At 64.9% G+C, this 20,114-nt stretch carries 20 protein-coding genes; 18 read left to right on the forward strand and 2 right to left on the reverse strand.

The genetic code is table 11. From position 1 onward, the window contains the following. The first annotated feature begins 237 nt into the window (after positions 1-237). The 10 genes from ACRECS_RS01455 to dinB all read left to right on the forward strand — a co-directional run bounded on the left by ACRECS_RS01455 (position 238) and on the right by dinB (position 12,559). On the forward strand, positions 238-2,313 hold the full coding sequence (locus tag ACRECS_RS01455; RefSeq protein WP_431581174.1) for a multicopper oxidase family protein: 2,076 nt from the start codon (positions 238-240) through the stop codon (positions 2,311-2,313). Beyond that, positions 2,300-4,336, forward strand: coding sequence for a tyrosinase family protein (locus ACRECS_RS01460; RefSeq protein ID WP_431581175.1), 2,037 nt, complete (start codon positions 2,300-2,302; stop codon positions 4,334-4,336). The genes ACRECS_RS01455 and ACRECS_RS01460 overlap by 14 nt, the downstream gene beginning before the upstream one ends. Before the next feature lie 44 nt (positions 4,337-4,380). Next, positions 4,381-7,032, forward strand: a complete 2,652-nt coding sequence (locus ACRECS_RS01465) for a LodA/GoxA family CTQ-dependent oxidase (RefSeq protein ID WP_431581176.1) — start codon at positions 4,381-4,383, stop codon at positions 7,030-7,032. A gap of 2 nt (positions 7,033-7,034) precedes the next feature. Further along, on the forward strand, positions 7,035-7,466 hold the full coding sequence (locus ACRECS_RS01470; RefSeq protein WP_431581177.1) for a hypothetical protein: 432 nt from the start codon (positions 7,035-7,037) through the stop codon (positions 7,464-7,466). Beyond that, positions 7,447-8,577: an FAD-dependent oxidoreductase gene (locus ACRECS_RS01475; protein WP_431581178.1), complete on the forward strand. Its 1,131-nt coding sequence runs from the start codon at positions 7,447-7,449 to the stop codon at positions 8,575-8,577. Before ACRECS_RS01470 ends, ACRECS_RS01475 begins: the two co-directional genes overlap by 20 nt. Next, positions 8,574-9,221, forward strand: coding sequence for a DJ-1/PfpI family protein (locus ACRECS_RS01480; protein WP_431581179.1), 648 nt, complete (start codon positions 8,574-8,576; stop codon positions 9,219-9,221). Before ACRECS_RS01475 ends, ACRECS_RS01480 begins: the two co-directional genes overlap by 4 nt. Beyond that, positions 9,218-9,961 carry a DUF2182 domain-containing protein gene (locus ACRECS_RS01485; protein WP_431581180.1) on the forward strand — a complete coding sequence of 248 codons (744 nt, stop codon included), beginning with the start codon at positions 9,218-9,220 and terminating at the stop codon, positions 9,959-9,961. Before ACRECS_RS01480 ends, ACRECS_RS01485 begins: the two co-directional genes overlap by 4 nt. A gap of 60 nt (positions 9,962-10,021) precedes the next feature. Next, positions 10,022-10,285, forward strand: a complete 264-nt coding sequence (locus ACRECS_RS01490) for a hypothetical protein (protein ID WP_431581181.1) — start codon at positions 10,022-10,024, stop codon at positions 10,283-10,285. A gap of 65 nt (positions 10,286-10,350) precedes the next feature. Further along, positions 10,351-11,460 (forward strand): winged helix-turn-helix domain-containing protein, encoded by a 1,110-nt coding sequence (locus ACRECS_RS01495; protein WP_431581182.1) that lies wholly within the window; start codon positions 10,351-10,353, stop codon positions 11,458-11,460. Positions 11,461-11,488: 28 nt separating this feature from the next. Continuing rightward, positions 11,489-12,559, forward strand: coding sequence for a DNA polymerase IV (dinB, locus tag ACRECS_RS01500; protein WP_431581403.1), 1,071 nt, complete (start codon positions 11,489-11,491; stop codon positions 12,557-12,559). Positions 12,560-12,771: 212 nt separating this feature from the next. Here the strand turns inward: dinB and ACRECS_RS01505 are convergent, their stop codons facing one another. Beyond that, on the reverse strand, positions 12,772-14,097 hold the full coding sequence (locus ACRECS_RS01505) for a NupC/NupG family nucleoside CNT transporter (protein ID WP_431581183.1): 1,326 nt from the start codon (positions 14,095-14,097) through the stop codon (positions 12,772-12,774). Positions 14,098-14,248: 151 nt separating this feature from the next. Here ACRECS_RS01505 and ACRECS_RS01510 point away from each other — a divergent pair, with 151 nt between their 5' ends. Beyond that, on the forward strand, positions 14,249-14,932 hold the full coding sequence (locus ACRECS_RS01510) for a queuosine precursor transporter (RefSeq protein WP_431581184.1): 684 nt from the start codon (positions 14,249-14,251) through the stop codon (positions 14,930-14,932). Between the two features lie 15 nt (positions 14,933-14,947). Here ACRECS_RS01510 and ACRECS_RS01515 read toward each other — a convergent pair whose 3' ends face one another. Beyond that, complete coding sequence (locus tag ACRECS_RS01515; RefSeq protein ID WP_431581185.1) at positions 14,948-15,667, reverse strand: SIMPL domain-containing protein; 720 nt, start codon at positions 15,665-15,667, stop codon at positions 14,948-14,950. Between the two features lie 142 nt (positions 15,668-15,809). Here ACRECS_RS01515 and argB point away from each other — a divergent pair, with 142 nt between their 5' ends. The 7 genes from argB to ACRECS_RS01550 all read left to right on the forward strand — a co-directional run bounded on the left by argB (position 15,810) and on the right by ACRECS_RS01550 (position 20,007). Continuing rightward, a complete protein-coding gene (gene argB / locus ACRECS_RS01520; RefSeq protein ID WP_431581186.1) occupies positions 15,810-16,709 on the forward strand; it encodes an acetylglutamate kinase in 900 nt (299 codons plus the stop codon). A 164-nt stretch (positions 16,710-16,873) separates the two neighbouring features. Continuing rightward, positions 16,874-17,230, forward strand: a complete 357-nt coding sequence (locus ACRECS_RS01525; RefSeq protein ID WP_431581187.1) for an energy transducer TonB — start codon at positions 16,874-16,876, stop codon at positions 17,228-17,230. A 78-nt stretch (positions 17,231-17,308) separates the two neighbouring features. After that, on the forward strand, positions 17,309-17,614 hold the full coding sequence (locus ACRECS_RS01530; RefSeq protein ID WP_431581188.1) for a YggT family protein: 306 nt from the start codon (positions 17,309-17,311) through the stop codon (positions 17,612-17,614). Next, entirely contained in the window at positions 17,611-17,913 is a 303-nt protein-coding gene (locus tag ACRECS_RS01535; RefSeq protein ID WP_431581189.1) for a DUF167 domain-containing protein, read from the forward strand. The genes ACRECS_RS01530 and ACRECS_RS01535 overlap by 4 nt, the downstream gene beginning before the upstream one ends. Then, positions 17,910-18,785, forward strand: coding sequence for a bifunctional methylenetetrahydrofolate dehydrogenase/methenyltetrahydrofolate cyclohydrolase FolD (folD, locus tag ACRECS_RS01540; protein ID WP_431581190.1), 876 nt, complete (start codon positions 17,910-17,912; stop codon positions 18,783-18,785). Before ACRECS_RS01535 ends, folD begins: the two co-directional genes overlap by 4 nt. Continuing rightward, positions 18,785-19,390 carry a hypothetical protein gene (locus ACRECS_RS01545; protein WP_431581191.1) on the forward strand — a complete coding sequence of 202 codons (606 nt, stop codon included), beginning with the start codon at positions 18,785-18,787 and terminating at the stop codon, positions 19,388-19,390. Before folD ends, ACRECS_RS01545 begins: the two co-directional genes overlap by 1 nt. Further along, entirely contained in the window at positions 19,387-20,007 is a 621-nt protein-coding gene (locus ACRECS_RS01550; protein ID WP_431581192.1) for a MarC family protein, read from the forward strand. Before ACRECS_RS01545 ends, ACRECS_RS01550 begins: the two co-directional genes overlap by 4 nt. The last annotated feature ends 107 nt before the right edge of the window (positions 20,008-20,114 follow it).

Raw genomic sequence — 20,114 nt, forward strand, 5'->3', positions numbered from 1 at the left:
TTTCTTACAAAAAACCCTGAATCCGCTATAACACCGAAACGGCGCCATCTTGCGCGTGATTGCTTCACGCCAAGGTCAAATCTGCATTAACGCCGATATCTTCCGCCAATATGGAGAGGATGGCGCCGCAATAGCCAAAATGGTCCCAATTTTCCTGATCAGCTACTCGACATCATCGGGTGTTGGGTGGACAAGTTCAGCGTCACACCGAAACGCGTGAAGACCTGAGGGGGGATCATGCTGCATCTCGACGTAAAGTTTGCCCGTACCAGCCTTGCCACCCTGGCGATCGCCCTGGCGATCGGATCCGCCGGCCAGGCCGCCGCTCAGGATGCCGAGCGGACGGTGGAAAATCCGCGCACCCTGGGAGATTCGAGCCAGCCGGCGTCGAAGCTGCTGCTGGCCGCCGTGCCGGACGCGACCCGCCCGGCGCCTGCGCCGACGGTGCGCGAGCGTGTGCTCAATCTGAACGTCGTGATGACCGACGGGCAGCTCTACAATCCCGCCACCGGGCTGAACGACAAGGTGCGGTTGCGCAGCTATAATGGCACTGACGTCGACCCGACCAAGCCCTATGTCTCGCCGACGATCGAGATCCGGCCGGGCGAGACAATCCGGGTCAATCTCGACAATCAGCTGCCCGCCGATCCCGGCTGCGCCATGTCCGACCACATGCCGGACAAGCCGCATTGCTTCAACGGCACCAATCTCCACACCCATGGCCTGTGGGTGAACCCGGCCGGCAATGGCGACAATGTCCTGTTGTCGATCAATCCGGGCGTGAAGTTCCAGTATGAATATAATGTCCCGGGCGAACATCCGTCGGGCACCTTCTGGTACCATACCCACCGCCATGGATCGACCGCGCTGCAGGTGTCGAGCGGCATGGCCGGGGCGCTGATCATTCGCGGCGACCGTTTGCCGACGCTGAAGAGCAATGGCGATCTCGACACGATCGTCGCGGGCATGCCCGAGCGCATCCTGGTCATGCAGCAGATCCAGTACGCCTGCCGCACCGCGCCCTCGCCGGGCCATCCGCACGGCACGATCAAGCAGACCATCAAGGGCCGCTATCTGTGCGAGCCGGGCGATGTCGGGGTGATCGAGGATTATGATCAATTCGGCCCCGGCAGCTGGCCGGCATCGGGCCGCTACACCTCGCTCAATGGCGAAGTCCTGCCCTCGTTCAACGCAGTGCAGGGACAGGTCGAGCGCTGGCGCATGATCCATGCCGGCGTGCGCGACACGATCAGCCTGCAATTCTTCAAGGCCAAACCGGGCAAGCTGATCAAGAAACTGCGCCTGATCAAATCGGCCGAGGACGAGGAAAAGGTCATCCGCGAAACGTGCGGGACCGAGGCGCTGCCTTATTCGGTGGTGGCAGCCGACGGGCTGACCATGGCGGCGGGGCAGCAGACCAAACTCACCACTTTCCAGCCCGGCTATCGCTACGACGCGCTGGTCGTGTTCCCCGATACCGCCGGCTATTGCGTCATCGATTCAGCGGCGCCCAAGGCCGGCACGGTCAACGCGCTGGCGGTGAGCCGGCAATTGCTCGGCTTCGTCAATGTCGCGCCGGGCACCAAGGTGACCGGCACTGTCGGCACTTATGTCACCGACGCGCTGGTCGCCAACGCAACCAAGGTGATCCCGGCCGACGTCCAGCCCTCAGTGATCGCGGATCTCAAGGCGGGCATGAAACTGACCCGCTTCGTGCCGCATCCGACGATCGAAGCGAGCGAAGTGACCGGCACGCAGGAGCTGACTTTCTTCATCGATACCGCGACCCCCGACACCAAGTTCGAGGTCGGCAACACGCTGGTGACGGCGGATGCGAAATCCTATGATCCCAACCGGCTCGACCGCGCGCTGAAGCTTGGCGGGGTCGACGAATGGACGCTGCAATCGCATTTCGTCAGCCATCCGTTCCACATCCATGTCAATCCGTTCCAGATCGTCTCGATCATCGATCCCAACGGCAAGGATGTCAGCGCGATCGGGTCGGTCGACGATGCCGGTGGCGATGTCGATCCGCAATATGCCGGGCTGAAAGGCGTGTGGAAGGATACGCTGTGGATCAAGAGCCTGATCAACGGCAACAGCATGCCCGAGGGCTTTTCCGGCATCTACACGGTCAAGGTGCGCACCCGCTACGAGCGCTATATCGGCGAGTTCGTGCTCCATTGCCACATCCTCGATCATGAGGATCAGGGCATGATGCAGAATGTCGCGGTGGTCCTGCCCGACGGCAATGTCGGCGCCCCGGCCGGTACGCCACAGCAGCTGCAGGTCAATCCCCATGGCAACCATTAAGGCGCCCAAGGCACCGAAGCCGGCCAAGCCCCCGGTATCATCGGTGTTCGGCTATCGCGATGTACAAGCGATCCTGCGGGGTGCAGGCGGGACGGGGACCGGGCCGCTGGGCGCATTCTGGGACCTGCCCTTGCCGCAGTTCCTCGGCCTGAGCGTGATGGGCGTGACCCTGATCGGGCCCGAGACCAGTGGCAGCTGTTGCGGCAAGAGCAGCAGTGCATCGGATCGCGGCGCGCAGTCGGGGCTGATCCGTGGTTTGCGCGGGCAATCGCCGTTCGACGGCACGCAATTCCCGCGCCTGCCCTGGGGCGGGACGGCGGTTGCGGCAGCCGATATCGACCGAATCGAGGCGTGGATCGACGAAGGCTGTCCCGGTGCGCTGCTCGATACGCTCGCCATTGCCGGCGAAGTCAGCGTGCCCGGCGAGACCCGGGTCGAGGTGAGCGGGCTGAACGGGCCGGTGTTCGCGCCGACCAGCGACCCCGGCGCCTATGCCTATGCCAAGGGCGAGCTACGCCAGCGCATGGACGTCGATGCGATGAGCGGACCGCAGAAGGAGCGGCTGCGCTGCGCCTTTCGCGAACTCTACACGCTCAACAAATGGGTCGGCGACAAGCGCAGCTATAATAATCTCGCGCTGATCCACCAGAATCACTGCCAGCATGGCTGGGAACGCTTCCTGCCCTGGCACCGCGTCTATCTCTATGAATTTGAACAGGCGCTGCAGGATCATTGCCCCGATGTGACGATGCCGTGGTGGGACTTTCCAGCACCACGCTACACTCCCGAAGATCCGTCCAAGGGCGCGATCCTGCCCGAGGCGTTCAAGGCATTCCTGACCGAAGCCTCGCTGCGCACGCTCGCCGGCCAGGGCTTTCCGGTGAAGAAGCTACAGCCGCTGGTCGGGGTGCATTATGCGACGCTGAGCAAGGTCCTCGCCGCGGTCAGTGCGGCGATCGGCGACAAATATACCAAGGGCGCGTACCGCGAACGCCTGATCGATGCGCTGCTCGAGGCGAATTCGCTGTGGTACCCGCTGCGCTATTCGGGAGAGTTCGGCAGCGGCACGATCAACAGCGTGATCCATTACCATTACCCGCGCCAGGAAGACATTGACGAGATCATGTCGCTGCGCACCTTCCGCGATTTCGGCGGGGGCAGCCTGTATGTCGACAGCTTCGGCTTTATCGACCAGAATCCGCACAACACGATGCATATCTGGACCGGCGGCATCAATCCGGCGTTCGAGACCAAGGCGCCGCTCGACCGCAACCGCGCGGTGCAGGTCGCGGGGCGCAAATTCCACCAGCGCGAGGATCTGTACAGCGAGCCGCAGTACGGCGACATGTTCAGCAACCTGACCGCGTCATACGATCCGATCTTCTGGCCGGTACACGCCAATATCGACCGGCTGTGGCATAATTGGCAGCAGGAGCATCCCGACGGCTTGCCCGCCGATCTCGATTCACCGCTGACGCCGTGGAGCTATGCCACGCGCGATACGCTCGACATGCACCGCTTCGGCTATGAATATGTTCGTGGCGGCAGCATGATCCCGGTCGGGCTGACCAATCCGGTCGGCCGCTTCGTCTCGGCGCCGCTGCCGGTGTCGGACGCACTCCACAAAGGCTTCCGCTCGGCCGAGGTGCGGCTGCACCGTGTGCCGCAATTGCCGCGATCCTGCTTCATCCGCGTGTTCATCAACACGCCCGATGCCGATGCGTCGACCCCGCTGACCAGCGATGGCTATGCTGGCTATGCGGCGGTGTTCGGGCATGGCGAATGCTATGGCGGGCCCGGTCATTGCGAGCTGCCGCCGGCGAAGAACCGCAAGTTCGACCGGCGCGAGCGCAGCATGAACACGCCGCGCAACCACCGTATCGATGTGACGCGCTGCGTGAAGAAGCTGCTTGCCGCGGGGGCGAAGACGCTGACCGTCAGCCTGGTCGTGATCGGCGCCTCGTACGAGGAGGATCGCGAATTGCTGCGGCTCGATGGGGTGTCGCTCAACTTTCTCGATTGAAGCAGGAGGGGGCGCCGATCGGGCGCCGGCCAAAGGGGAATTCTATGGCGTCGCCACCGGTATATCGCATCCATCCCGCGATCGGCATCGCCCGGCTCGGCGACAGCCCGGACGGTTTCTGCATCACGCCCGAGGGCCCGGCACAATTGCCGATCGAGTGCGATTCGATGGGCAATCCGGCCAAGGGCAATGCGCCGGTCAAGAAATTCAAGGACAGCAAGGGCCGCATCAAGCGCCAGGCCGCACGCTTCCAGATCTATGTCTATGACGAGAAGAGCCCGGACGGACGACCGCTCAAGCTGAAGGACGGGATCGAAGGCGGCGGCAATCAAGGCACGCTGGTCGATATCCAGTGGCGCGTGCAGCTCGCCAATAAAAAGGCCGCCTGGTACACATTCGACGGTCTGCGCGGCGAAGTGGGCTATCCCAACGATGCGCCGCTGCGCAACCCGACCATCACCGATCCCCAGGCACGCCAGCAGCTGATCATCGATCCCGGCCCGCAGACCGTCGATCACAAGACGCGGCGCAAGGCGAGCTTCGCTCGCGACGCCAACCCGGCCTATGCGGTCAATTTCCCGCCGACCGGGATGCAGCCGCGCGATATCGACACGCTCGGCGACCTGATCACCGATGATGACGGCCGGCTGCTGGTACTCGCCGGGCATGGGCATAGCGGCTCGTTCGCCACCGGCTTCGGTTATCCGCGCATCGACACCTATGCCAATAGCGACAGCTGGTTCGACGATATCTCCGATGGGCCAGTGATGGCGCGGCTGGTGATGCAGGCCGAAAATATCGGGCAACTGCGTTATATCGACGTCGAATATCCCGCCTGGGTGCTGGCCGGCTATCCGCGCTACGCGCCTGAAGTGCTCGACATGATCACGCTTGAGGATGTGGTCGAGGATCTGTCGATCCGCGAGTTCGCCTATCGCCCCGACATGTACGGCACCGCCGGCACCTTTGCCGATCCGCAGCCGGTCGATCCGCTCGACGCGCCCGCCTTGCTGCACTGGAAGGCCGGGCCGGTGCAGTGGAATCCGGATTACCGCCCATGGTTCTGGCGCGACATCTGGCCGATCATCTTCCGCGCCGATGAATTCTCCTATTTCGCAGCGATCCTGCAGTTGTCGAATTTCCCGCACAATCAGTCGAGCCGCGGCACGTTCGACCCGTACCGGCTGTGCATCCCGCCCAGGATCGCACCACGCACTTTGGCCAAGAAGCTGGTCGCCGCGACGGACGATCATCGCTCGGGCAAATTGCTCGAGGCAGCGCTCGAGCCGAGCCTGATGCTGCTCGACGCGACCCAGGCACCGGGTGCAGCCTCGGCGACCGATCTCGCTTCAGGTCCGCTGAAGGCGGCGGCCGCTGCCTTCGCCGCTACGGTCTGCCCGCCGGTCAAGGGCGAGACGCCCGAAGCCTATGCCGCACGCTGGCGGCTGATCCAGGCCGAGAATGAAGCCGCGCCCTCGGCCACCTATGCCCAAGCGCATGCCGCCTGGGGCGTGGCGGTCGATGCGGCGATCGCTGCGGTCGCATCAGCGGTCGCGCCGGTCGACAAGCCGCTGCTCAAACTCGCGCGCACATCGACCCGGCAGGAGCCGGGCGAGCCCGACCGCACGCAGAATCCCGACGAGCCGATCGAGTCGGTGCTGCGCCGGCTTGCCTTCGAATATCGCGCCGGCATCCTGCTGACGCGTGCGCTCGACCGGGCGCGGATCGACGCGACCACCGATCCGGGCCGCGCGGCGCGGCAATATCTGTTCGACCTGCTGCGCAAGCCGGGCGAGGAGAACAGCTTCCGCCTCGGCAGCAACCCGGCGACGCGCACCTATCATCTGCCGCTGATGCCGCTGCTCGCCGGCGATAATCCGATCACCAACAAGACGGTGAGCAAATTCCTGCGCCTGACCGACACGCAGCTCTTCCTGCTGCGGCAATGGGCCAAGGGGCTGTTCATCGACGAGGTCGCGGCCGGTTTCGTGCCCGATACGATCGATCCGTGGCAGCCCTACAAAGGCTGGACCGCGAAGACCGGGCGCGAGCTCGATCGCGGCGTGCTGTCCAATGCGCTGGGCGGCGCCTTCTGCCCCGGCGGCGAGGTGACCTGGATCATCCGCAACTCGGCGATCTGGCGCGCGCCCTATCGCATCAAGGCCGATCCCGAATGGTATCAGTTCCAGCTGACCGCCGCGCAGCAGAACGCCAATCGCTGGGGTGCTGGAGTCAGCGAGGAAGGCTATGTCGCGTACATAAGCAATCCGCTGTCGCAGAGCAGCGATTTCGATACCGGGCTGCAGCCCGGCGACATGACCAAATTGTCCGGGCTGCCGTGGCAGGCCGATTTCAACGAGTGCACCACCCAGATGATCGACGTCACTTATGAGGCGTGGAACAAACTGAGCCCTGACAGCATCGGCGACAGCCTGATGACGCAGGAACAGCAGGTCTGGGAAACCCTGTGGTGGCCCGCGCACCGGCCGATGCAGGTCTTCTATCCCACCATGGTCGACGGCAAGGCGACGCTGCAATTCCGCAACTGGGCGCGCGGCATTCCCCAGACGCTGGCGGGCGACCTGAAAATGGTCACCGAATGGTCGAAGCTCGGCTTCGTGGTGCGCAACCCCAAGGTCGCGCCCGGCCCGTCCCCGGATTCCAAATATATTTGCATCGAAGATTCGGGAGATTGACCATGACCAATCCGTTCATCGCCAATCCCTTTATCGGCAGCTGGACCTATCGCAGCCTGCTCAACGATCCCGATGTCGACACCGCGTTCAACGACCTGGAATTCGGCCGCGGCACGCTGGTCATTACCGAGACTGGTCCGGCCGAGCTGGGCGGCACGATCGGCGGGCCGGGCTGGTCGCTCGACCTGCACGGCGGTTTCGGCTTCGGATCGCCGATGCAGATACGCTTCCAGGGCAAGGGCGTGGTCGGCGGCGAGCAGTGGATCTACGATTATATCGGCTGGTTGGTGCCGGTCTGGCCCAACAGCACGACTGAACTCCAGACCGCCGCCTTTGTCGGATCGGTGACGCGCACCATCCCGCATTCGAGCGGTGGCGGCGGCACATCGCCGGCCGGCGTGGTCGCGTCCTTCTATGCCACGCGCCAAGGCTGATATCGCGGTTATCGGTGGCGGCCCCGCCGGGGCTGCCGCCGCGCTGACGCTGCGTCGCCACACGCCGGGCCTGAACGTCCGCCTGGTCGAGGCAAGCGATTACAGCACCCCTCGTCCCGGCGAAGTGCTGCCAGCCGTGGCACGCAGCCTGCTTGAACAGCTTGGCGTCATGGCGGCATTCGAGCGTCAGGGCTTCGTCGTCGGACGCGCGGTCGCCTCGGCCTGGGCCAATGACGAGCTGGATGAGCGGCACAGCATCTTTTCTGCGCAAGGGCCCGGCTGGCATCTCGATCGCACGCGCTTCGACCGGTTGCTCGCCGATGCGGCCGAGGCCGCCGGCGTGACAGTCAGGGTCGGATGCGCGGTACGGTCGGCGGCACCGCAGGGTGAGGGCTGGCGGCTGACGCTCGCCGATGGCAGCGAAATCGATGCACGCGCGGTGGTGTGGGCCACGGGACGCAGCTGGCGGCTCGCACGCCCCTTCGGCGCAAGGTTGCGCGTGCATGATGGTCTCGTCGCCCATACGCGCTTCTTCGATGGCGTGGCGGGGGATTGCCGGACGGTGATCGAGGCGCGGCCCGAAGGCTGGTGGTACAGCGCCGATCTGCCCGGCGATCGCCGCATCATCGCCTGCATGACCGAGCCGCAGATCGCCGAGACGCTCGGCCTGCGCACGCATGACGGATGGCGTCAGGTGCTTGACGCCACCCGGCATATGCGCGCGCTATTGCCCGCCGATGCGCGGGAAGGCGAGACGCTGGTGCGCTCGGCCGGTACCGCGACGATCGATCCCGCCGCCGGACGACGCTGGATCGCCGCGGGCGACACGCTGTTCGCCGCCGATCCGCTCTCGTCGCGCGGCATCATCCATGCACTGCGATCGGGCATCATCGCGGCCTATGCCGCTGCCGATCTGCTCGACAGCGATACCGGCACGATCAGAGAGAGCGAGATCAGGCGACGCTATGCGATGATCAGCGCGCACGGCTTTCACGGTTATACGCAAACGCTCGCCGCGCATTATGCCGAGGCCGCACGCTGGCCGGACGCGCCATTCTGGCAAAGCAGGGCATTGGACGACACCGCGAAGCGGATGGGAGGCACGCCATGATCATCGGCATACCGGTCTATGACGATGTCGATATGCTTGACGTCACCGGCCCATACGAGATGTTCCGCTGGGCCGGGATCGACGTCGACCTGCTCGCCGTGAAACGCCGCATGGTTCAGTTTCGCGACGCCTTTCCGTTCAAGGTCGAGCGAAGCTTTGCCCAGGCACGTCAATATGACGCCCTATGGGTGCCTGGCGGTGATCCCAATGCGCTGTCGCAGCTGATCCATGACCCGAAGCGCGTCTATCTCGATTTTCTGGTGAAGCAGGCCGCGATCACCCCGATGGTCGCATCGGTATGCGAGGGCGCCTTGCTGCTTGCGGCGGCCGGCCTGCTCGATGGCTATAAGGCGACCACGCACTGGGCGTTCATCCCGTGCCTGAAGGCGTACAAGCATATCAAGGTCGTCCGCGGGCATCCGCGCTTCCATCTCGACCGCGACCGGCTGACTGGCGGCGGCATCTCCTCCGGGCTCGACGAAGCGCTGATGCTGATCAAATTGCTCAAGGGCGGGAAGGTCGCGCGCGAGGTTCAGCGCACGACGCAATATTATCCCGACCCGCCGGTGCGCAGCAAGCTCACCCCGGCCAAGACCTGCCCGATGCCGCCCTGGCCACCGGCCGGAACGCAAGCGTCGTCATGATCGCGCGGGGCGCCCGGTACTGGCCATTGGCCGCGCCAAGCCTGATCGCCTGGGCATTGCTGACGTCATGGAGCATCATCCCGATCCTGCCCGATTTGTGCGGCCCGGGCGGGCATTTCTGGACCACGATGCCGGCGAGCTTCGCGCTCGCACTGCGTATCAACCCGCTTCAGCCCTTGTTGCTGTCCTGGCTGGTGATGCTGTGTGCGATGATGCTGCCACTGCTCCACGCGCCGCTGCTGCAGGTCCGCGCCGCTGGACCCGTGCGCCACCGCACCAGCGCCATCCTGGCCTTTCTGATCGCCTATGTCGCGATCTGGATGACGGCGATCGTCCTGCTCGTTGCACTGACGTCATTACTACGGCTGGCGACGGCATCAAGCATGCTGGCCGGACCTTTGATCGCACTCGGCATGGCGGCTGCGTGGCAGGCGACACCGCTCAAGCGGCATTTCCTGCATCACTGCGGCACGGCACCGATGCCCCGGTCGGGTTTCGCGCACGAACTGGCCGCCGCACGTCATGGCGTCATGGTCGCCGGCGCGTGCGTCGGATCATGCTGGGCGCTGATGGCGCTGCCCTTCTGCTTCGAAGGGGCGCCGCACCTTCTGGTGATGGCAGCAGTCGCTCTGATCATGCTGTATGAGCGTTATGGTCCGGCCAGTGTACGCCACGGCGGAAGGGCGGGATTGCTGGCATTGGCCGTGATCGCAACTGGCGCGGGGTTGCTCTCACTCTAGCCAAGCGCCAAATGCAGGGCAGACGCTGCGCCACATGAGGTGCCGTGATAGGAAACCGCCTTGGATCTCGACGCGCTGCTCTATCATTATTTCGGGACCGAAGCGCTCGAGACCCTGGACGAGGCGGCGATCGACTCCGGCCTTGAGCGACTGCGGATCGATTTCGGCACTGAGCGCGAATCGAGCCGGCGTTTTGCACTCTGGGTGTTGCTGCACAGTCTGGGTGCTGCACCCGATCCGGCAACCGCATTCAAGGATGCCCGGGAACGACAAGCAGCGGAAAACTATGCCCGCGCCGCCGATCAACTGGGGCGCGACTCCTGACCGAGACGCTGAGCATCGCGCAGGCACGGCGCATCGCACTGGCTGCGCAGGGCTTCGGGGCGGCGTTGCCGGATACCGTCGGCAATCACCATCTGCGCCGCACGGTCGACACGCTGTCGCTGCACCAGATCGACAGCGTCAATGTTGCGGTGCGGGCACATTACCTGCCGGCCTTTTCGCGGCTCGGCAGCTATGATCGCACACTGATTGACCGTGCCGCCTGGGGGCCGAAGCGCGAGCGGTGGCTGTTCGAATATTGGGCGCATGAGGCGTCGCTGCTGCCCTTGGCACTGCACCCGCTGCTGCGCTGGCGCATGGCACAGGCCGATCGCGGCGAAGGCGGCTGGACCAGTCTGAGGCGTTTTGCCACCGAACAGCGCGGCACCGCCGAGGCGATGCTGGCGCGAATCCGCAGCGACGGGCCAATGGCCGCATCGGATTTCGAGGACGGCAGGAGCCGCAGCGGCTGGTGGGAATGGGGCGATTCCAAACAGGCGCTGGAATGGCTATTCCGCGCCGGGCATGTCACCACCGCAACCCGGCGCGGCAGTTTCGAACGCGTCTATGACGTCGCCGAGCGCGTCATCCCCGCAGCGATCCTCGACTTGCCCACGCCGAGCGATGCCGATGCCTTTCGCGCGCTGACCGAGCGTGCCGCGCGAACGCTGGGTGTGGCGACCGAAATCGACTTGCGCGACTATTTCCGGCTGAAACCCGACGCGGCGCGCGCCAGTGTCGCGACTTTGGTCGAAGAGGGCGTACTGATCCCGGTCGAGGTGCCCGGCTGGGGTAAATCGGCTTATCTTCACCGCGACGCACGACGGCCACGCCGTATCACGGGAGCCGCTCTGCTTGCCCCGTTCGACCCGCTGATCTGGGAACGTGCACGGACCGAGCGGCTGTTCGACTTCCATTACCGGATCGAGATCTATGTCCCGGCCGAAAAGCGTCGCCACGGCTATTATGTGCTGCCCTTCCTGCTCGACGACCGGATCGTCGCGCGAGTCGATGTGAAGGCGGACCGGCAGGCGGGAAAGCTGCTGGCGCACCGCGTGACGGTGGAACCCGGCGCGCCAGCCGAGACGATCGAACGGCTGGCCATCGAACTGCGCCGCATGGCCGGCTGGCTCGGGCTGGAGGAGGTGGCGGTCGGCGCGGTGGTGCACGCAGAATAGCGATGCTTTCCGCATTGGCCGGTGGCACATAATTGCGGCTGTGACCCGCAAGATCATCCATGTCGATATGGACGCATTCTACGCGTCTGTGGAGCAGCGCGACAATCCGGCGCTGCGCGGCCGGCCGCTGGCGGTCGGCGGGTCGAGCGGGCGGGGCGTGGTTGCGGCCGCCAGCTACGAGGCCCGGTCGTTCGGCGTGCGCTCGGCGATGCCCTCAGTCACCGCGCTAAGGCGCTGTCCCGATCTGGTGTTCGTACCGCCGCGTTTCGAGGTCTATCGCGCGGTATCGGCACAGATTCGCGCGATCTTCCATGACTATACCCCATTGGTCGAACCGCTCTCGCTCGATGAAGCCTATCTCGATGTGACCGAAAATCTGCGCGGCCTGCCTTCGACGACCGATACGGCGAAAGAGATCAGGGCGCGTATTCTGGAGACGACCGGGCTCACCGCGTCGGCGGGCATTTCCTACAACAAATTCCTCGCCAAGCTCGCCTCCGACCAGAACAAGCCCAATGGCCAGTGCGTCATTCCGCCCGGCGCGGGGTTGGAGTTCGTCGCCGCGCTGCCGGTCGGGCGCTTTCACGGCATCGGGCCGAAGACCGCGGAGAAGATGAACCGGCTCGGCATCATGACCGGCGCCGATCTGCGCGAGCACGAGCTGCATTTCCTGCAGGGCCATTTCGGCAAGGCCGGGGTCTGGTACCACGCCATTTCGCGCGGCGAGGACGACCGGCAGGTGACGCCCGACCGGCCGCGCAAATCCTCAGGGTCGGAGACGACCTATGAGGTCGACCTGATCACACCGGAAGAGGTCGAAGCGGGCGTGTGCGCAATGGCCGACGATGTGTGGGCCTGGTGCGAGAAATCCGGCGGTCGTGGCCGCACCGTGACGGTCAAGGCGCGCTATGCCGATTTCCGTCAGGTCACACGCAGCCGGACAAGGGCATCGCCGGTCGCGGACAAGGAGGCCCTGTACGACGCCTCCCTGTCGCTGGTCAGGACTCTGTTCCCGCTGCGCGCCGGCATCCGGCTGATCGGTGTGACGCTGTCGACCTTCGATGCGGAAGAGGACGCGACGCCGCAGCTCGACCTTTGAAGCGGGGCAGACACCTCACCCCTGAGCAATTCGACCGTTTCGAGCGGGACGCACGCGACGGACGAAAGGACCGGTCTCGGGAGATATGGGACACCAGTCATGTGCCATATCTCAGGCCGTCGTCCAGCCGAAGGCTTTACATAATATCTTTATATATCAAATACTAAACCAAAAAAAGAACGATCGATGCACCGACAGCGGCGAATCTGCGCTCAAGGAATCAGCAGCCCCGCCAGCGCCGCCGACATCAGGTTCGCCAGGCTGCCCGCGCACAGCGCACGCAGGCCGAGCTTGGCGATCATCGGGCGCTGATTGGGGGCAAGGCTGCCGGTAACCGCCATCTGGATCGCGATCGAGGAAAAGTTCGCGAAGCCGCACAGCGCGAAGGTGACCACCGCGACGGTGCGCGGGGACAGTGCCGCCGCCTGCTTGCCGAGATCGATATAGGCGACGAACTCGTTGAGCACGATCTTCTGCCCGAACAGGCCGCCCGCGGCGCCCGCCTCGTGCCATGGCACGTTGAGCAGGAACATGACCGGCGCGAAGACATAGCCGAGCAATGCCTGGAAGCTGAGATCCTTGAACCCGAACCAGTTGCCGATGCCGCCGAGAATGCCGTTGGCAAGCGCGACAAGGGCGACGAAGGCGAGCACCATCGCGCCGACCGCGACCGCCAGTCTGACACCGGTCTGCGCACCCTGCGCCGCCGCCATGATGATGTTGGCGGGCTTTTCCTCGTCATGGCTCGCCTCGGGCATCGGTTCACCGGGCGTGCCTTCGGGCAGGAGTGCTGCGGGGCCTTGTCCGCTGACGCGAGCCTCGGACAGCTTGATATGGTCCTCGGGATGATCGCCGAGCGGCAATTCGCCCTGAACGGTCGCAGGCACGTCGGGCATGATGATCTTCGCCATCAGGATGCCGCCGGGCGCGGCCATGAAGCTCGCGGCGAGGAGATATTCGATCGAGATGCCCATCGAGGCATAGGCGGCGAGAATCGTGCCGGCGACGCCGGCCATGCCGCTCGTCATCACCGTGAACAGCTGTGGCGGGGTCAGGCCGGCAAGATAGGGCCGGATGACGAGCGGCGATTCGCTCTGCCCGACAAAGATATTGGCCGCGGCACACAGCGATTCGACCTTCGATACGCCGATCACCCATTCGATCGCGCCGCCGATCCAGCGCACGACGAACTGCATGATGCCGAGATAATAGAGGATCGAGACAAGGCTGGCGAAGAAGATGATCACCGGCAGCGCCTGGATCGCGAAATTCTGCCCCAGCGGGTTGCTCGCGAGCGAACCGAACAGGAAATCGGTGCCGGCCTTGGCATAGCCCAGCAGATTGGCGACGCCGCCCGAGAGGAACTGCAGGATATGTCTGCCGGCGGGCACATAGAGCACCAGCACGGCGATTCCGGCCTGCAGCGCAAAGGCTGCGCCGACCACACGCAGACGGATCGCGCGGCGATTGTTCGACAGCAGCACGGCAATGCCGAGAATGACGGCGATCCCCGCCAGACCGATCAGAAACTTGTTCATCGATTAACCCCGCCGGCGTTCTGGCACGCCCCCAATTTGCCCCAGCTTCGCAGCATAAGCGGAAGTTGTGCAAGAAAATTGCGCTGGCGCGCCCGGGCCGACCCTCACCTGCCGGATTGACGCGCGGCACCAAGCCATTAGCGTCATGGCGATGAACCAACCCAGTCCCGCGATCCCGCGTTCGCTCTTCGCCTTCTCGATTTTCTATGGCGGCATGGTCTGCATCGCCGGCGTGCTCGGGTCGAAACAGGTTTCGCTCGGCCCGCTTTCCGCAATCGGGCCGCTGTTCGGGCAGGGTCCGCTGGCGGTCGAGGCGGGGATTTTTGCCTTTCTGCTGCTGGTGGTCGTGTCGAGCGCGGTTGCCGAGCTGCACGGGCCGACGGTCGCCAACACGCTGGTCCGGTTCGGCTTCGTGCCGCTGCTCGGGTCGATCGCCTTGCTCGAGATCGTCCTCCATCTGCCCGCCTCTCCCGGCATGAACCCGGCACTCCGCGACGGCTTCCAGCTCGTGTTGGGCGGCACGATCCGCATCTGGATCGCTGGAATCGTCGCTTATGGCGCCTCGCAGACATTGAACGTGACCTTGTTCAGCTGGCTCAGACGCGAAGGCGGCAAGCTGCTGTGGCTGCGCGGCGCGATTGCAGGCGTGCTGTCGCAGATCGTCGACACGTTGCTGTTCATCTCGATCGCGTTTCTCGGCGTCTTCCCGATCGGCCAACTGCTGATCGGCCAGATGCTCGCCAAGGTCACGCTGTCCGCTGTGCTGGTCCCGCCGCTGATCTATCTGGTCGTCGCGATCGGGCGGTGGCTGGACGGCACGGCCGCACAGCGCTGACCCTTAAACTGAACGCTATTTCGGCCCGAGCACGAAATCGACGCTGACGCCGGCCTGCGAGCGGTCGGCGCCGGCCAATACCGGCGGCGGGGCGGCATCGGCCTCTTGCAGCTTTGCGGTGTCGTACATGGCGCCCCCCTGCGGGACCGGCACACCGCCGCCATCGCGGATCGCAAGAATGCGGACCACCTTCATCCCGGTCGCCTCGGCATAGACATCGGCGCGGGCGCGGGCGGCCTTATAGGCCGATGCATAGGCGCCGCGGCTGGCCGCCTCGGGGTCCGAGACACGCAGATCGGGGCCCGACAGGATATTGGCGCCGGCGCGCGTCGCGGCCTGGATCGCGGCGCCGGCCTTCGAGACGTCGCGCATCCGGATCGAGATGCTGTTGTTCGCTTCGAACTTATTGCGGTTCGCGCCCCATTCGATCCGCGAGGCACCGACCTGGCGGGTCTGCATGTCCGCGTCACGCACATCGAGCGCCTTGAGGGCGGCGACGACGGCGTTGATCTTGGCATTGTTCGCGGCGGTGGCAGCTTCCGACGTCACGGCGATCGAGGAGACACCGATCGCGAAATTAGCCTCGTCGGGCTTGCTTTCGGACTGGCCGGTCGCGCTCACCTGGAGCAGCGTCTCATTCTTATCGAGGTCGGCGGGGCCGCGATGCCGGCCACTGCAGGCAGAGACGGCGAGCGCCAGGCCCGTGACGATGGCGATCTTGATGTGGCTGTGCATCCTTCTCTCCTCTGCAGCGCATGATAGGGACGATCATGATCCGGGGACATAGGGTATCGAAGGTCAGCCCTCGTGAGACCCGATCCCCATCGTGAAACCCGATCATTGTGGTGATGGGCTCCGGGCGCTAGTGGGCGGGACCATGACCGATCATTCGCCCGACCCCGCTTTGCTCGCCAAGGCCGAAACGCTCACCGAAGCGCTGCCCTATATGCAGCGCTATGCCGGCGCGACCTTCGTGGTGAAATATGGCGGTCATGCGATGGGCGATCCGGAGCTGGCGCGCGATTTCGCCGAAGATGTCGTGTTGATGAAAGCGGTCGGGATCAACCCCGTCGTGGTGCATGGCGGCGGGCCGCAGATCGGCGCGATGCTGAAAAAGCTTGGCGTCGAATCGAGCTTCATCGACGGGTTGCGGGTGACCGACGCGCAGACCGCGCAGGTCGCGGAAATGGTTTTGTCGGGTGCAATCAACAAGGAGCTGGTCGCCTGGATCGGCCAGGCCGGCGGTCGCGCAGTCGGCATTTCGGGCAAGGATGCGAGTTTCGTGCGTGCGCGGAAGGTCGAGCGGACCAAGCGGGATCCCGACAGCAATATCGAACGCGTGGTCGATCTCGGCTTTGTCGGCGAACCCGTGTCGGTCGATCGGTCGATCATCGATACGCTGAGTCAGGCCGGGGTGATCCCGGTGGTCGCACCGATCGCGATCGGCGATGACGGTCATACCTATAATATCAACGCCGACACCATGGCCGGCGCGGTCGCCGCCGCGATGGGGGCGTCACGGCTGTTCCTGCTGACCGATGTCGCCGGCGTCCTCGACAAGCAGGGCGAACTCCTCACCGATCTCGATCCGGCGCGGATCGCCGAACTGCGCGCCGACGGCACGATCAGCGGCGGGATGATCCCCAAGCTCGAAACCTGTGTCGCCGCGGTCGAGGGCGGCGTCGATGCGGCGGTCATCCTCGACGGACGCGTGCCGCATGCGATGCTGCTCGAAATCTTCACCCGCCAGGGCGCGGGTACGCTCGTCCACCGCTAGAGCTTGATCCAGGAAGACGCCACCGGCCGGTGCCGCACCTCAGCGAATTGCAACGCTTCGTGTCACTCCTGTGACGTTTTCGTGTCACCGTCGTCACGCCAGTGTCGCGCCCGCTTAACATCGCCGCGCTACAAATTCCTTCCGGAAGAGCGAAGGAGACGGCGATGATTCACACCGACAGCTTCGACGAGGCCCGCTGGATCGCGGCTCTCGGCACGGCGATCGACCGCGCGACCGCGGCCGATCCCGTCACCCCCGGCATCGCCTATCGCAGCGGTACCGCAACTCTGGCCTTCAGCGTCGACGCGAGCGGCGCGATCGCCGACATCCGCGTGATCCAGGGATCGGGCGACGACAGCCTCGACCGCCGCGCCGTCGCCAAGCTGCGTCGTGCCGAACCACTGCCCTGCGGCCCGGCAGGCGCGACACGGCGTACGCATCTGGCCGTCGTGCAGGTGGCGGAAGCCGTCCGCACACCGCAAAAGTCCGGGGAAACCCGCCGCATTCTTACGATCGCGTAACGAACGGTCACGGGTGCCCTTGTTCAGGGCACCCGCTTTCCGCTATCGGTGTGCGCCCACGCCAAGCGGAGAGCGCAATTGTTCGTCATTCTCAGAATCGTCCAGGTTCTGCTCACCGTCGTCTGGTGGATCATCATCGTTCAGGCGATCCTATCCTGGCTGCTCGCCTTCAACGTCATCAGCACCCATAACGACACGGTGCGCACGGTGTGGGAGGCGCTGAAGCGCATGACCGAGCCGCTATACCGGCCAATCCGCCGCATCATGCCCGATTTCGGCGCGCTCGACCTGTCGCCGCTCGTCGTGCTGCTGGTCATCTATATCATCCAGACGATCCTGATTCCGGCGATCGCGATCCAGATGAGCGCACCGCCCGCAATGTGAGCGCCTGGATTGAACGCAGCGACGGCATCGCCATCGCCGTTCGAGTCACGCCGCGATCATCGCGCGAGAGTTTCGCCGCCGGCACGCCGGACCATTTCATCGCGCGGCTGACCGCCGCGCCGGTGGAAGGGGCGGCGAACGCGGCGCTGGTGCCGTTGGTGGCAAGGGCTTTCGACGTGCCGAAACGCGCGGTCAGCCTGATCGCAGGCGATACCGCGCGATTGAAGCGGCTGCACATCAGTGGCGACGTCACCACGCTGGCGGGAATTGCCGCCGCATTCTATGAGGCCGGGACATGAGCGCAGAGATCATCGACGGCAAGGCATTTGCCGAAGCCTTTCGCGGACGGCTCGCCGTCCAGGTTGCCGCTTTCGCCGCCGCTGCCGGACGCGCGCCGGGGCTGGCGGTCGTGCTGGTCGGCGACGACCCGGCGTCCGCGGTCTATGTCCGGTCGAAGGGCAAGGCGACGCGCGCTACGGGCATGGAAAGCTTCGAGCACCGCCTGCCCGCGACCGCGTCGCAGGACGAATTGCTGGCCCTGGTCGAGACGCTCAATGCCGATCCGGCAGTCGACGGCATCCTGGTCCAGCTGCCATTGCCCGGCCATATCGATGACCGCGTGGTGATCACCCGGATCGACCCGGACAAGGATGTCGACGGCTTGCATCCGGTCAATGCCGGGCGGCTGGCGACCGGGCTCGAGGGCTTTGTGCCGTGCACCCCGCTTGGCTGCCTGATGCTGCTCAGGGACCGGCTTGGCGATCTTGCCGGGCTCGACGCAGTCGTAATCGGGCGCTCCAACCTTGTCGGCAAGCCGATGGCGCAATTGCTGCTCGGCGACAGCTGCACCGTGACGATCGCGCATTCGAAGACGCGCGACCTGTCGAGCGTGGTGCGCCGCGCCGATATCGTCGTCGCCGCGGTCGGCCGGCCACGCATGATCAAGGGCGAGTGGATCAAGCCCGGCGCGACGGTGATCGATGTCGGCATCAACCGCACCGAGGATGGCCTGGTCGGCGATGTCGATTTCGCCGGCGCGGCAAGCGTCGCCGGTGCGATCACGCCGGTACCGGGCGGAGTCGGGCCGATGACCATTGCCGTGCTGTTGCGCAATACTCTGGTCTCCGCGCATCGCCGATGCGGCGTCGCTTATGACAAGGGGGCGCTGTGATGCTGCTCGCGCTGCTCATAGCCGCCGCTGCACCTGCCATGACCGCTATCGATGCCGAGCGCGCCTTTGCCGCCGCGGCGCAGACGGACGGTCAATGGACGGCGTTTCGCCGCTATGCGACCGAGAATGCGGTGATGTTCGTGCCACAAGTGGTCAAAGCGCAGGAGTTCCTCAAGGACCGCGAGGACCCACCCAAGGCGATCGAGTGGTGGCCGACCGAAAGCTATGTCTCGTGCGACGAGACACTGGCGATCAACACCGGCGGCTGGAAGCGGCCGGATGGTGCGGTCGGTTATTTCACCACCGTGTGGCAGCGCCAGGCCGATGGCGGCTGGAAATGGATCGTCGATGGCGGTGACGAGCTGACCGCGCCGCGCGAACGGCCGGCCGAGCCGAAGCTCGTCAAGCCCGACTGCGCCACGAAAGCGATTCCACTAGTGACAATTGGCGCGCCGCCAAGCGGCTCCGGCCAGTCCAAGGATTCGACGCTGAACTGGTATTGGGCGGTAGAACCTGACCTGTCGCGCCAATTTTCCGCAAAGATCTGGAACGGTCATGATTATGTGGCCGTGATCGACAATGACATAGCGGCACCGCCGAAGTGATCGAGCTCTTCGTATCCTCGCTGATCACCTTTTTCGTGGTGATCGATCCGCCGGGCTGCGCACCGATCTATGCCGGGCTGTCGGCGGGCGCCGACCCGGCGCACCGCCGCGCCATGGCGATCCGTGCGGTGCTGGTCGCCTCGGGCATATTGCTGGTCTTCGCATTGTTCGGGGAGGATCTGCTGCGCGGCCTGGGCATCAGCCTGGCCAGTTTCCGCATTGCGGGCGGCATCATGCTGTTCCTGATCGCATTGGAAATGGTGTTCGAGAAGCGCACCGAACGGCGCGAGGACCGCGCCGCCAAGGTCGCCGCGACGCCCGAAGTCGAGGACGTGTCGATCTTCCCGATGGCGATGCCGATGATCGCCGGGCCGGGATCGATCGCCTCGGTCATGCTGCTGATGAGCAAGAATGAGGGCGTGGAACGCACGCTGGTCGTGCTCGGCGCGCTGGCAACGATCCTGTTGCTGACACTCGTCGCCCTGCTCGCCGCAGGTCCGATCATGCGCGTGCTCGGCGCGAAGATCGAGGCGGTGATCACGCGCCTGCTTGGCGTGCTGCTCGCCGCGCTTGCGGTTCAGTTCGTGATCGACGGCATCCGCATCAGCCTGACGTAAAGCATCGAGCGTTATGGCCGCGAGCGGCGGGGAGATATGGGACACCGATTTGTGTCATGCCCTTTCTGCCTCGGGTTCAGCGATAATCCTATATAAATCTTTATATA

Source organism: Sphingomonas sp. (assembly GCF_050725575.1).
Classification (GTDB): domain Bacteria; phylum Pseudomonadota; class Alphaproteobacteria; order Sphingomonadales; family Sphingomonadaceae; genus Sphingomonas.